This is a genomic window from Microcoleus sp. PH2017_09_SFU_O_A (assembly GCF_020738625.1).
Classification (GTDB): Bacteria; Cyanobacteriota; Cyanobacteriia; order Cyanobacteriales; family Microcoleaceae; genus Microcoleus.
Genome location: NZ_JAEQCF010000094.1, coordinates 21,716 through 35,746, shown reverse-complemented (window position 1 = coordinate 35,746; position 14,031 = coordinate 21,716). Strand labels below are relative to the sequence as shown.

Annotated in this window: 7 protein-coding genes; 4 read left to right on the top strand and 3 right to left on the bottom strand. The window is 47.0% G+C overall.

Translation table 11 applies throughout. The features are described from left to right. Positions 1-255: 255 nt before the first annotated feature. A complete protein-coding gene (locus tag JGK16_RS27980; RefSeq protein ID WP_293193337.1) occupies positions 256-3,570 on the bottom strand; it encodes a glycosyltransferase in 3,315 nt (1,104 codons plus the stop codon). A 102-nt stretch (positions 3,571-3,672) separates the two neighbouring features. Between JGK16_RS27980 and cobA the strand changes: the two genes are divergently transcribed. The 4 genes from cobA (at position 3,673) to JGK16_RS27960 (ending at position 8,343) form a co-directional block, all read left to right on the top strand. After that, positions 3,673-5,241: a uroporphyrinogen-III C-methyltransferase gene (cobA, locus tag JGK16_RS27975; RefSeq protein WP_293193335.1), complete on the top strand. Its 1,569-nt coding sequence runs from the start codon at positions 3,673-3,675 to the stop codon at positions 5,239-5,241. A gap of 456 nt (positions 5,242-5,697) precedes the next feature. Continuing rightward, positions 5,698-6,885: a tetratricopeptide repeat-containing serine protease family protein gene (locus tag JGK16_RS27970; protein ID WP_293185746.1), complete on the top strand. Its 1,188-nt coding sequence runs from the start codon at positions 5,698-5,700 to the stop codon at positions 6,883-6,885. 94 nt (positions 6,886-6,979) lie between these two features. Then, the gene (locus tag JGK16_RS27965) at positions 6,980-7,558 is read left to right on the top strand and encodes a Uma2 family endonuclease (RefSeq protein ID WP_293185745.1); all 579 of its coding nucleotides are present in this window, start codon (positions 6,980-6,982) and stop codon (positions 7,556-7,558) included. Between the two features lie 152 nt (positions 7,559-7,710). Next, entirely contained in the window at positions 7,711-8,343 is a 633-nt protein-coding gene (locus JGK16_RS27960) for a restriction endonuclease subunit R (protein WP_293185743.1), read from the top strand. Between the two features lie 381 nt (positions 8,344-8,724). Here the strand turns inward: JGK16_RS27960 and JGK16_RS27955 are convergent, their stop codons facing one another. Beyond that, positions 8,725-8,904, bottom strand: coding sequence for a hypothetical protein (locus JGK16_RS27955; protein ID WP_293185742.1), 180 nt, complete (start codon positions 8,902-8,904; stop codon positions 8,725-8,727). Next, complete coding sequence (locus JGK16_RS27950; RefSeq protein ID WP_293193332.1) at positions 8,898-14,021, bottom strand: CHAT domain-containing protein; 5,124 nt, start codon at positions 14,019-14,021, stop codon at positions 8,898-8,900. Before JGK16_RS27950 ends, JGK16_RS27955 begins: the two co-directional genes overlap by 7 nt. Between the last annotated feature and the right edge of the window lie 10 nt (positions 14,022-14,031).

Here is a 14,031-nt window from a genome sequence, read left to right as displayed (position 1 = left end):
CTAACAATTTCAAAAACCCGCCCTCACCCAACAAACAATATTAATGTACATTCAGATTTACGGTGGGGCGGGGGCGGGTTTATATTAATTGTCGGTGATTATTATGTATGGTTGGCGAACCCGCCCCTACAAATAAAATGTAGGTTGAAATTACAATTTCAATCCACCGATAGATAATGTAGAGTGCGTCGCACTCGACAATCTGCAATGAAAATCAAAAATATAGCAGCGACGCACCCTACCAGATAAAAAAGATTAATTTGCGATTGCTTCCAAGAATTTCTCAGCATTCTTCACGCTTTCAATATCATAAATATCCCGGTTGTAACAAACAATTTGTGCTACCAACTTTTCATGATGTTGCTGAGCTTTTTCCAACATAGAACCCTGGGAACGCCGATAATTGACAACTACTTCTTTCGTTCCGAAAAATGGGATATTATGTCTGTGACAATTGACCCAAAATTCCCAATCTTCGTAACCTTCTTTCATCCCAATTTTATAACCTGCCACTAAATCCAAAATAGATTTGTGATACAGTGAAGACGGGTGAATCATGTTAGAGTGCTTGATGTTTTCCGGCGAATACAAATCGCTACTCGGTACTATGCGATTTTCTGTGCCAAACATTTGATAAGAACCAAATGCTACACAAGGTACATGAGATTTTAAGCATATTTCTAAAAGACTATTTAAGGCATTTTCAGCTAAAATATCGTCGGCATCCAAAGGCATGATGTATTCACCATTTGCTGCTGCTATTCCCGCATTTCTTGCCAGAGACAGCCCTTGATTTGTTTGTTCTACCAGCCTGATTTTATGCTGGGGATTTGCTGCTATTAAATTTTTGGCAACTGTGCTTGTAGTATCTAAGCTGCCATCATTGACAATGATAATTTCCAAATTTTTGTAAGTTTGCTTAATTGCGCTAGTTACCGCTTGTGGCAAAAAGTGAGATTGATTGTAGCAGGGAACAATCACAGATACCAACGGTCGATTTTCCAATTGCTGGGATGCAGAAATTTGCCTGAAACTTTCTGTTTGGGCTGACTTTTGAGCAGCTTGCAAGCTATAAAAATAAATCTTGGGATGTACAATCGCTAATTGATTCAAATCCGTGTTTTGATATTCACTTTCTAACATTGGATATCTCGATAAATATTCTTGTTTAACAAAAATAAATATATTCTGAGCGTACCAAGGCTCTACTTTGTCATTGTTCCATATTTTTCTCCTCAAGCAATCCACGACTGCAAAACCTTTTGTATGAAAATAATTTACCCAATATTGCGGCCACTGTTCGTTAACGTGTTCGACGCCTCCTTGAAACGGTATCGCAGCCGAAAACAAAATTACTGGTGCTAGTTTAGTGAGAGAATTAACAAAGGTTTCAGCACAGGTACCTGGTAAATGTTCTGCAACTTCTAGAGAAATTGCTAAGTCAAACTTTCTTTTTAATTGCAGCGGTTGCTTTAAATCGGCGGATTGGAACTGATTTAAAGGAATTTGTAAAAGAGTGCGATCGACATAATCGCCATCTATTCCCAAACAGTCAGCAATTCCCAATTTATGAAAAGCAGCCAACCAACTTCCCGTACCGCAGCCCACATCCACTACACTTTTAGGTAAATTTGGTTGCAGCAAGTCTAACAGCAGGGGAATAATTTCTATAGCAGAACTGCGAGTTCCTTCTCCTATTAATTCGTAGAAATCTCTTGTATAAGATGACTGTTTTTGTTTATTTTTTTTACTGTATGGGGTCGAATCAATACCGTTTAAACTGCTAATTTCATAACCCTGCAAATGTGCTGGCAAATCCCAATAAATATTAGGATCGGGTTGATGTTTTACAGGCTCGACATTCCCCCGCCAAGCTGCACCCATAATTTGCATTGTTTGATATACTATCGTTTGCCAACCCTGTTGTTTCAAGTAATCTAAACCCTTAGCAACAGCCGGAGCAGCTAAATCGTGAAATAAAATTATTGCATCTTCTTCTGCCAATTTTTCGCAGGCGATCGCATCATTTAACGGCCCATCACCTTCGTGTTCTCCGTCAATAAAAATTAACGACCATTTCCGGTTCAAATCCTTTGCTAATTGCTCTACTCTTTGGGGGCTGTAACCGGGTATGAGTTCAACGGAAGTTTGCACGCCAGACGCATTGAGAGCGCCTTGAATTGAATCTATTACGCTTTGTCTAATATCATCTCTTTCTAATAGCGGATCGACGACATCTAACTCAACTCCGGCGAGTGCTAAGTGACAAGCAGACCAACCCAGCCAGCAGCCGATTTCTAAGGCTTTTTTACCTGAAAATTGCAGGGCTGTATTGTAAAGGATGTGTGCTTCGTCGCGACTGAGAAATCCGACTGAACTAGCACGGCGATCGACATACCAATTGTGCTTGATTTCCCGGCGCAGATACGGCCACGGACAAGTATTAGTATCGCCCACAATCATGTTGGGAAAGTACGCATCTGGGAGAATAATTTTTAGTTCGGGCGAGACGTAATCTCCGACAGGTAATGTATTATTTTGAATTTGAGATGGTGGTTGTACTGTCATTTTTTCTGATTTTAATTGTGGGGATACTGGCGGTTGAATCGGTTGGTAGCGGAGACTAATTTCTATTTGATTCCCGTCGGTTGTTGCTAATTTTACCAAGTCGTGCTTGTGACCTGTGATGTGCAGAATGCCGATCGCCCCGTGCGGCAAATACGGCTCCACAAAACAGCGTCGCTGCTTGTCCCAGACGGGCAAACCGAAGTTGCAGCTCCAATTGCACCCAGCCGGCAGCATCTCTGTGCGATCGAACATTTCAGTACCGTAAACGAGCCGATTTAACGCTATTTGGTCAGTCATCAAAGAAACGTGCCGCTGCAATCCCTCATCCAGATATTCCGCCCAAAGTTCCCAATGCGGCGCATCTTTGTGCAGCGCAAAGATACCTGCATTGATAGTTGGATAGCTGTGCAATTGTTTGGCAACTTCTTCCCCAAAAGCTGCTTGATAATCGCGATCAACAAATTCCCAGTACCAAGGCAATTTGCCATAAGCTAAATAATAGCCTCTATCTAATTCTGGAACAACTGCTAAACCCCGTTTTGCCGCGCCTTTTACGAATAATTCCACAGCTTGCCAATCCTGCACCCAAGCATCAGCATCTATCCACAGGTAGATGTCAAAATTGGGGAAGTAACGGCGCAGAAACGGACGAGCTAAAAGTCCTTTGAGATAGTGAGGTGCTTCATTTTTGCCGGGAAAACTGAACTCCCAATCGGGTTTTTGAATAATATTAACTTGTGTTTCCAGCCACTCCAATTGTTCGGGAGTGCAGCCGAGATCGAAAAAGCCGATCGCCACATTAGCGCCCTCTGGTTTTTCCCGCACCGATAAAATAGTACCTCGCACCAGTTCAAAGTAATTTGCATCGGCGGCCGTGATGGTGATAATCTGCATAAATATAGGATTTTTGGTTAAGGATTGGGGATTGGGGATTGGGGATTGGCCAAACAGGGCATTGGTCAAACAGGGCATTGGGCGGAGCGAAGCGGAGGGATTGGGCATTAGTATTTGTTATTTCATAATTGCTCATTCTTCCTTCTTCCTTCTTCCTTCTTCCTTCTTCCTTCTTCCTTCTTCCTTAAATTATACTATCGAGGATGACTTATGAAAAACTCAAAAGGAAAAGTTTATCTAGTCGGTGGGGGGCCCGGAGATTGTAACTTGATGACAGTGCGATCGCAAAAACTGCTCTCCCAAGCCGAAGTCTTAATCTACGACGCACTCATCGACATCCCGCAACTCGCATTAATTCCAGTCACTTGTCAGAAAATAGAAGTAGGGAAACGCGGTGGCAAACCTTCCACCCAGCAGCAAGAAATTAACCGTTTGCTGGTAGAACATTGCCAACTTGGCAAACAAGTAGTGAGACTTAAAAGTGGCGATCCATTTATTTTTGGTCGCTCCAGTTCCGAGATTCAAGCATTAATTATAGCAGGCTGCGAATTTGAAGTTGTGCCGGGAATCTCGTCAGCATTTGCGGCACCTTTGCTAGCAGGAATTCCCCTCACAGATCCGGTGATGAGCCGCTGTTTTGCAGTGATGAGCGCCCACGAACCTGATGCGCTGGAATGGGAAGCTTTAGTGCGGATAGAAACTCTGGTAATCTTGATGGGAGGGCGCAATTTAAGCGAGATAGTCTGGCAATTACAAAAACACGGACGATCGCCCGAAACTGCGATCGCCATTATCCGAGATTGCGGCCGCCCCGAACAGCAAATCTGGATCGGCACGCTCTCCGACATTGTACAACAAACAACAGGTGAATCTCTCTCGCCTTGCGTCATCGTCATTGGCGAAGTAGTTAGATTGCGCGAATTTTTAATCTGGCCAGAAAGCACAAACATGAGCCATACACCTGTCACCGCTAACCACAGCCAACCGCTAGCCGGAAAAACGATTTTAGTCACCCGCGCGGCCTCCCAGTCTGGTCAATTTAGCGATCGACTCCAGCAACTGGGTGCCCGCGCGATCGAAATGCCAGCCTTAGTAATTGGTGCGCCTTCAAGTTGGGAACCGTTGGATAGCGCGATCGGGCAAATGTCAAGCTTTCACTGGTTAATCCTCACTTCCCACAACGCCGTAGACTGGTTTTTTCAACGATTGCAAGCAAAAGGCAAAGACGCGCGGAGCTTGTTTGGCATTAAAATAGCAGTAGTTGGGAAAAAGACAGCAGAAAGTTTGCGATCGCACTCGCTACAACCCGACTTTATTCCCCCCAACTTTGTCGCCGATTCCCTAGTCGAAAACTTCCCCGACAATTTGCAAAACTGCAAAATCTTATTTCCCAGAGTAGAAAGTGGGGGAAGAGAAGTTTTAGTCAAAGAATTCACCGCCAAAGGAGCGCAAGTAATCGAAGTACCAGCGTACCAATCTTGCTGTCCCGAAACAATCGATCCGATCGCCCTAGCCGCACTCCAGAATCAAGCCGTAGATATCATAACCTTTGCCAGTTCCAAAACCGTACATAACTTTTGCCACCTCCTCGAAACAACTCCCGAATTCTCCTTATCTCAGGATTGGCTAGAAAAAGTTTGTATCGCATCCATCGGCCCGGAAACCTCCAAAAGCTGCCAGAATTTATTGGGCAAGTTAGACGTAGAAGCGACAGAATATACATTAGATGGGTTGACTGAGGCGATCGTCCAATGGGCCACAAAACATCAAATTACATAGTTGCGCTCTTGAAGGTACGTAGTTGCGCTTGAGCGCTCTTGAAGGTACGTAGTTGCGCTTGAGCGCTCTTGAAGGTACGTAGTTGCGCTTCAGCGCTCTTTCAAAGGTACGTAGTTGCGCTTGGGCGCTCTTTCAGGGCTAAAGCCCAACAACGTACCGCTTCTACTTTTGCATCCAACAATTAGCGAACAAGCTACCACATAGCAATGAATCATCCATAGTGAGTAGGGTTCGTCAAAGGCCAAGCCTAATTTATTGTAGACATTGCAAGCCTGACATACCTTACAACTGAATGTCTAGATAGGAAATCGCGGAACAAAAAAGCGAGTAAAATTATCAGTAAATAACAAAGCCGATCGCCAATAGCGTCAAAACATTAATCAAACTAAAAACCAAAAAAGCCCAAACCACCAACCGCAGCGAACTCCCATACCAAACTACCAATTAGCAACAGCCATGAATATGAATTTTTCTCGTTATGACACCTTAACCACCTTGCTAGCAGGAACCACCGCAGCCTTAACCATAGTCATCAGCCAACCGGCGATCGCCAAAACTCCCCAAGAAGTCGCCAGCATCGCCGGGCCGCTGACAGTACAAATCAATAGTTCCCTCGGAGACGGTTCCGGGGTAATTATTGCCAAAAACGGCAAAACTTACACAGTTTTAACAGTCAATCACGTCGTAGAAAAAGCAGACGTGAAATACACCGTTCGCACGTCGGCGGGCAAAAACTATCAAGTAAGCAACGTCACCCGCTTGCAAACAGCCCCAACAGATCCGGATTTAGCAGTAGTCAAATTTGAAAGTCCCGAAGAATATCCAGTGGCGACGCTAGCCGATTCTGACAAAGCCGTCATCGGCACTCAAATCTTCGTTTACGGCTATCCCGCTACGGGCGGACTCTTTGGGGCCGAACGAGAACCAGAAATGTCTCCCGGACTCGTTACCAGCCGCCCGCGCGATCGCCGGGAAGGTTACACTTTGCGGTATCAAGCCGTCACTTGGAGTGGCATGAGTGGCGGGCCAGTTTTCGACTCTGAAGCCCGAGTCATCGGTTTGCACGGACAAGGGGAATTCGGTTTTGCCCAAATCAGTAACGGGGAAGTCGCCCCAATTAAAACAGGATTTAATGCAGCAGTTCCCATTAATACTTTTATCGCCAAACTGGTGGCGGCGGGAATCAACAAATCCGAGTTGAAAGTAGACAATACTCCCACAACTATCGGCCCGGTATCCACCGTTAACCCAAAAGATGCCCAAGCCTATTATTTTCGAGGGCTTTCGCGCTTAGATCAGGGAGAGGCTTGGGAGGCGATCGCCGATTTCAACAAAGCACTCACTTTCAATCCTAAATACAGCCCAGAATTGCATTTTAATATCGGCAATGCCCGCACTTTCATTACTGCCGGCTTGCCACAACCCGACCCCACCCGCGGTGGAACCGCTATTCAAGCATACACGAGTGCGATCGCAGCCAATCCCGGTTTTGCCGACGCCTACTACAACCGAGCTTTAGCTTACCTGACAGAAGACAAAGCCAAAGCAATTGCCGACTTTCAAAAAGCAGCGGAACTTTACAAGCAAGGCGGCAGAACAACTGCATATCAAGATGCCCTCAAGCGCATCCAACAATTGCAGTAGAATTAGAAGTTAAGAATTAAAAATTAAGAATTAAAAATGAATCATCCCATTTTTAGTTCTTAATCTAGTTCATATACACAGCAGGTAAATAATCATGACTGCTATCACCTTAAATCTCAATTCCATTGTCAAACTAACTTCCGAACAGTTCTACCAACTGTGCGAAGAACACCCAGAATTGAAACTAGAACGCAACGCCAACGGAGAATTAATTGTCATGCCGCCAACCGGAGGAGAAACAGGGAAACGCAACTCAACAGCGAATGCTCAAATCTGGACGTGGAACGATCGAACCGAACTCGGAGAAGTGTTTGATTCCTCCACAGGGTTTACTCTGCCCAGTAAAGCCGATCGCTCTCCCGATGTCTCCTGGGTCGAAAAATCGCGGTGGGAAGCTTTGACACCCGAACAAAGAGACAAATTTATCCCCCTCTGTCCTGATTTTGTCATCGAGTTTCTTTCTCCGAGTGACAGCTTGAACAAGACGCAGGCAAAAATGCAAGAATATATGGAAAATGGCTGCCGTTTGGGTTGGCTGATTAACCGCAAAAAACGAGAAGTAGAAATTTATCGCCCCGGTCAACCAGTTGAAGTTTTACAATCTCCTCTCACCCTTTCTGGGGAAGAGGTTTTGCCGGGATTTGTTCTGAATCTACAAAAAATTTGGAATTAGTAAGATTAAACTATAACTTCGCCTATCTTCGGTTCGTAGTGAGGACTTTAGTCCTCATAAAAAGAAGGACTGAAGTCCTCACTACGAACCAATTTGGTTGTAGAGGAATTTGATAAAATTGTAAATATCTATAAAATAAAGGCTAGGAAATTATGGTTCAAACTATTCAAGCTAAAAATGTCACGCTAGAAGAATTAAAAACACTTTTTAACCTGCAACTTGTCACAGACGACCAATTTTTCCCGGAATGGCAAGAGGAGTTACCAGAAATCACAGAGTTTCAGAAACGACAGCTAGATCAGATTAAAGCGGGTTACTTCAACTTGCTAGAGTATCCGCCGATGCTGGAAAAAACCATCAGTTTGTCGATCGTCTCTCCACTACTGTTCACCGGCGAGTTTTACCTGCACCCATTTTACATTAAACCGGAAAAATCCGTCGAAATTTCCGAAGAAGATGAAGGCGTGATTATTAAAGGTAGCCTGGATACTTTAGTTTTAAAAGACCAATTGTGGCTGATGGTAATCGAATCGAAACGAGTTTCGTTTTCCATTGAAGCGGGGCTGGCGCAAATCTTAGCTTATATGCTGGCCAATCCCAATCGCGATCGCCCGAGTTACGGCATGATTGCTACAGGAGGCAGTTTCATCTTTGTCAAGTTGCTCAACGGAGAATCACCGCGATATGCCAAATCTGATTTATTTGGAATTAGCAATCGCACCAATAATCTACACGATGTACTCCGCATCCTCAAACGCTTGAGTCAGATAGCAGGTAACAATTAGTGATGAGTCATATCATATCATGCCCGGTCGATTAGCATCACAAAAAAGGTTCGTAGTACGTCCTGGCGTCCGCTGTTTAAAAAATGCTTTTTGCAAAACGGAGATGCTCCCGATCGTACCATTGTGGTAAGGAATGAGAATTAAATAACTTACAATTTTAATTATTGTGGGATGGGCGTCCCGCCCGTCTATAAAGCAATACGGTTCACTTAAGACAGATCCCCCCTAACCCCCCTTGGGAAGGGGGGGACAAGAAGCTCTTAAAGTCCCCCTTCTTAAGGGGGATTTAGGGGATCTCCGGGCATAAATAGTGTTAAGTAAACCGTATTGGTCTATAAAGGACGGGCGGGACGCCCATCCCACTTTTAAGAGTGTAAGTTATTAAATTTTCGTTCCTAAGGTGCGTCGCCAGCAAAATTGTCGATATGTAGATAGGGATTTCTTCTTCCTTCTTCCTTCTTCCTTCTTCCTTCTTCCTTCTTCCTTCTTCCTTCTTCCTTCTTCCTTCTTCCTTCTTCCTTCTTCCTTCTTCCTTCTTCCCTCTTCCTTCAAAATTACCAAGGCGAACCAATCATTGTAAAAGCGGCCCAATAATACGGATGCGACAAATTTCGATCGCCCCTAGCCGTCAATTCCGCAGGCAAAGGCAGAGCTTGATTGTTGCCCGATCGCACCAAATAACCATCCTGCAACCGCACTTCCCCGCGCAACATCGCCAACTGCGCTTGCCGCAAAGCCTCAGCCTTAATCGGCGCCGTCCGCAACTGCTGGTAAAACTCGGTCATCAACCCCAAAGTTCCAGCATCTGACACATACCACAAACTCGCCAAAGCCGATTTTACCCCCGCGTGTACCGCCAATCCCGCAAACCCCAACTCAGCCTGTTCGTCTCCCACCGCCGTAGTGCACGCACTCAAAACCAACAACTCCACCTGTGGGTTAGATAACTTCAACTCTTCCAACTGATTTAACCGCAATTTAGTATCCCAAAACTGAATGTAAGAATTTTCTGCACCACCAGGCTGAAAATCGCCGTGAGTAGCTAAGTGAATAATTTTGTATTGGGATTGATTGCGTTTTTCCTTCAAATTTGCCAGCGTAAAACGTTCGTTGAGAAAAGACGCACCATGCCAAATCTTGCCCACAATTGTTGATATTTCGAGCGGCACCGCAGGTAAAGGATTTTGATCGTATTTTTCGGGAAATTTCGACGCACCCATCGCCAAAACTTCCGAACCCTTAACATCGGCATAGCGAGTATCAGTCAAACTCAAACTGGGAATCAGCCCCAAACTATACTTTTCTACTAAAAACTGTTTGCCGTCAAACAAAGCAGCTAAAGGCAAAGTTCGCAAACCGGCATCCATCGAAAACGCCAAGGTGTCAATTTTGTTAGCATCCAATTCCGCTTGCATCGGTGCAATTAACCACTGGTAAAGTTGCTGGGCAGGTTGCTTGTAATCAGAACCAGTCAATGTTTTGGGAGTTCTGATAGCATTAGTGAATTCCTTAGCAACTTGCAGCACTGTTTCGCGACTTGCAGGCACGCTTTTAAACACATTTTTGCCGTCTGGCAATAACAACACAAGTTCTAAATTCTTGTCTTTCACCCAGACGTAAACGATCGCCGGTTTAACTCCCGTCAAGCGATTGACGCTGCTGAGAGTATCTCGGATACTTTGCTGCGTGATTGACTTTTGATCGAGATTTCCACCAAAGTAACGTTCAAATTCCCGGCCCTGAGCTCTATCCCTTTGCTGCACTGCGTCGATCGGACTTATTTGCGCGATCGAAGTCGATCGAGAAATCTCAGGCAGCCTCAAACTCGCGATACTGTCTGTATTGCCACTTCCAGGTTTTTGTGCAGTTGCTCCACCGCCGTTTTCTGTCGCACTAGACGCACCCACATTGTTTTTTAACACCGACTGCGACAGCAAAACAGAGCCGGCAGCAGTCTCGTTCGACCGTTCCTCAACAGGCACAGTAGCAGACCCTGAGGGTACATTTGCGGTACCGCTCTTGGGCGAAGACACGCTCGGAGTCTGAGTGACAATTTGTGGAGAATTGCCTGTATTTTTTAATCCCACAGTGGTAGTTGGTGCTGGACTCGGCAGGCTCAACAGGGGCGCGGTAGCAGTAGTTGAGGAGGTAGCGTTCGACTTCGAGTTTCCTGTCCCAACAGTCGTGGTTGTGCAGTTTCCCGACGGGCAAGTGCTTTGCAACAGCGTCAGCGAACCCGATCGCACCTGTCCGTCTGTAGAAATGCTAACGCTGGCGCGATCGCTCGTCGTTTCGCTTCCAGCAGCCCGGAACAATCCCCCAGCCTGGATTGCCACATCGCCGCCCGTATTTCCATTAGCTTTGATGGAAACAACTTCAACATCTTTCTGCCCGGTAATCTTGCTCGAACCGGCACTTCCCGACTGCGAACTAGAATTGATCACCCCTGTCACGATCCGGCCCGGCGCCACGATCGAGATATCTCCGCCACTTGAGGCACCGAAAGCATTGACATTGCCCACGACTACCGAGCCCGCGCTGCGGATGTTGATATTGCCCGCCGTCCCATTTGCCGATCGAGAGGAAACCGTACCAGCAGTCACATTACCTTGACTGCTAGTGATATTAATCCCTGCATTCGAGGTAACGTCTCCCACTGCCACACTACCGCCCATCAGAGCGATGCTAGCGTTATCAGTTCCCACGATCGCACCAGTTCCCACGATCGCACCAGATCCCAAGGGCGATCGAATCGTCGTCGGATCTTGAAATGTCACCGCCGGCGTTGAATTGGGCGTTGTGGTTGCTGGAGTAATCGCGATCGAGCCGCTACCGTCAGCACGCCCGATCGCGATTGAAGCAAACCCGTTTCGCAGCGAGTTGAATTCCGCAGCAGTCAAGTTCAAAGCCTCAGTCTCAGCAGCACCGGCGATCGTCATATTTTGAGCCGGATCGATTGGTTGCAGCACCAGATTGCCGTTGCTGGCGATCGAATTGTTGCCGCCCGTCAAGTCAATTTCGTTGCCTGTCAGAGTAATATTTCCACCTGTTTCCGAGCCGCCAGCTTCGATCGCGCTAACAGTGACTCCGCCGCGGCCAGTCAGCGTCACATTCCCCGCGCGATCGCCCCTAGTGTCGATCGCGCCAGCAGTCACCGTACCCTCGGCGGTAACGCTCACATCTCCCCCCGACGTGCGCGGCACTTTCGCAGAATTGACATTCGTGTTGATGCTGGGGGGACTTCCTGTGCGTAGCGCAGCCGTAGTCACATTGCCGGTTGTGCTATTGATGCGAATTTCCTGATTGTTGGTAGTGATATTTCCGATGCGGATATTGCCCTCAGCTTTCAGAGTAATTGAGGCATTGTCTGCCCCTGTCAGGGAACTTGTGCTCGTAATTGTTCCCAAACCCGTCGGCGATTGAATAATTAGCGGATCGTAAAATGTGAAATTATTAGCAATCAGAATCGAACCGCTACCGTTGCTGCGGCCGATCGTAATTCCAGCAAACCCATTTTGCAAATTTTCGAGCTCGCTTGCTGTCAGATTCAAATAAGTATTAGTCCCGACATCTCCAGAACCAGCGATCGCAATATTTTGACCGAGATTCCAAGGTTGGAGTACCAAAAAGCCCGTCCCGCTGACCGAATTTTTGTCCCCTTTCAAATTAATTTCATTACCAGTTAAAGTAATGTTTCCCGAACCACCGGCGATCGAACTAACTCCCAGAATATTCCGAGCCGTCAAAGTTACATTTGCCGACGATTTAGAACCGCTAGCATCAAGTTTTTGGGCTGTGACGTTCAGGCCTTCGAGCAAAATATTGCCACTTGTGCCGCCGCTGGAATTCGATGCCGAAACATTGGCTGCAACGGTTGTCCCCGGACTAATTAAACTAATATTTCCGCCGTTGCTGGACAAATTGCCCGCAGTAATTTGACTTCCCTCCAGGGCGATCGCGCCTCCGCGAGTGCTAATTGTATCTCCAGCATTCATCGAAAAAACACCCGCACCATTGCGATCGGCATCTGCTCTCAATGTCACGGATCCAGTAGTTGCGGCAAAGCTCAACTTATTATCCGCCAAATCAGCAATTTTAATATCATTCAGGGCTTCCAGAACCACATTGGTTGTCCCCGAGATACTTTCCAAAGCTCTTCTTGAAATAGTCAGCGAAGAATCGTCCTGGTTTTGCTGCCCTGGTGAAGGCGTTTGTGTTGCCAAAATATTACTGTTAGCAATAACTGCCGCATCCCCCGCAGCTTCTGAGGAATCTGTAATTAAAATATTTTCAGGATCGAACAGCAAAGTCCCCAAACCGTTTGTCCCGGAAGTATCGACAGTGCCGTTAAACATCAATCTTTGCTTCCCCGAAATTTCCACAAACCCGCCAACACCGCTGCTGTTCGATTCAGAAACGCCCGTTGCGCTGATGCGGCCCAAAAATGCTGTTGTGTTGTCCGCCCAGACAAAAACTCTGCCGCCGTTACCCGATCGAGTGGCGTTGGCTGCGATCGAACTTTTGCCATCCACGTAAGTCATTCTGGCATTCGGCACAGTTCCCTCGCCTCGGTAATCTCCCCCGATCCGCACCGTTCCCCCGCCGTCGGGCCCAGAAGCCTCAATCTTCGCGGACAACAGCCCTACCTTGTCGCCCAACACGTTGACAGTACCTCCCGCGCCCCCCCTGGCAGACACGTCCGCAGCACCCGATACCAAAGCAGTTCCAGCACCTGCCGCTACTGTTTGGCCGCCCGTAAGTACGACTTCACCGCGATCGTTCGTAGTTATACCAGTAGCGCTAGCCACGCCGGAACCCGAGAGTAGCTTTGGCAAACTCAGAGGAGAAAACGGCAGAGCTTCCGAACCAGCCACTCCCGCAGCCGGAGCAACTTCTAAACTCAGCAAAAGTCCGTTTTGACTCAACCGCACCAGATTTTGGCCCGGGACAGCCGCCACCGTAATTTGACCGCCTGGCGCTGAAAGTCTCCCCGTACTGATGACAGTACCGCCCAGCAAAGTCAAACTCTGCCCGTTTTCCACAGCCAAGTCACCGGCATTGACAATACTCCCCGGCTGTGCGCCAAAAGCAAAAGTATTCGGTGCTCCCACTAGGCCCGCGTAGTTATTCGCCCCCGTACCGTTGAACCAGCCGCTGTCAAAACCGATACTGCTAGCGGTGGTAGCCACAAAAGACCCGGGCACGTCGAGTCGCGCATTACTGCCAAAAATAATCCCTGCCGGGTTCATTAGGTACAAGTTAGAATTGCCACCAGTAACTCGAATTAAACCGTTAATTAAGGAAGCGTCGCCGCCGACAACGCGGCCGAGGATATTTTTAATGTTTGGGTTGGAGATGAAATTGGCAGTTTCGCCAGAATTTAAACCAAATCGAGTAAAACTGTGGAACAGATTTGCTCCGTCTCTGGAACTTGTGCCACCTGTAATATCGTAGCGAGAGGGCGACGCACCGGGCGTGGTGATGGTGGTTCCGGTGCCGTCTGGGGCTGCCATAATTGGCTCGGCCGCAGCAATTTGAGATTGGCGATAAATTGCCACAATCACCCATCCGCTGCTATCTTCTTTGAAGAAAACCAGGTTGGGGAAAAAATCTAATATCAAAAATCCAGCCAGGGGAATTGCTGCCAGAATCGATCGCACAGCAGATTGAGCTTTCATAAAATTTGCC

Bases quoted from the DNA above. Each gene is read 5' to 3' on its own strand.
- JGK16_RS27970 (WP_293185746.1), top strand. From the start codon at position 5,698: ATGAATATGAATTTTTCTCGTTATGACACCTTAACCACCTTGCTAGCA.
- JGK16_RS27960 (WP_293185743.1), top strand. From the start codon at position 7,711: ATGGTTCAAACTATTCAAGCTAAAAATGTCACGCTAGAAGAATTAAAA.
- JGK16_RS27965 (WP_293185745.1), top strand. From the start codon at position 6,980: ATGACTGCTATCACCTTAAATCTCAATTCCATTGTCAAACTAACTTCC.
- cobA (WP_293193335.1), top strand. From the start codon at position 3,673: ATGAAAAACTCAAAAGGAAAAGTTTATCTAGTCGGTGGGGGGCCCGGA.
- JGK16_RS27950 (WP_293193332.1), bottom strand. From the start codon at position 14,021: ATGAAAGCTCAATCTGCTGTGCGATCGATTCTGGCAGCAATTCCCCTG.
- JGK16_RS27980 (WP_293193337.1), bottom strand. From the start codon at position 3,570: ATGCCCAATCCCTCCGCTTCGCTCCGCCCAATGCCCTGTTTGACCAAT.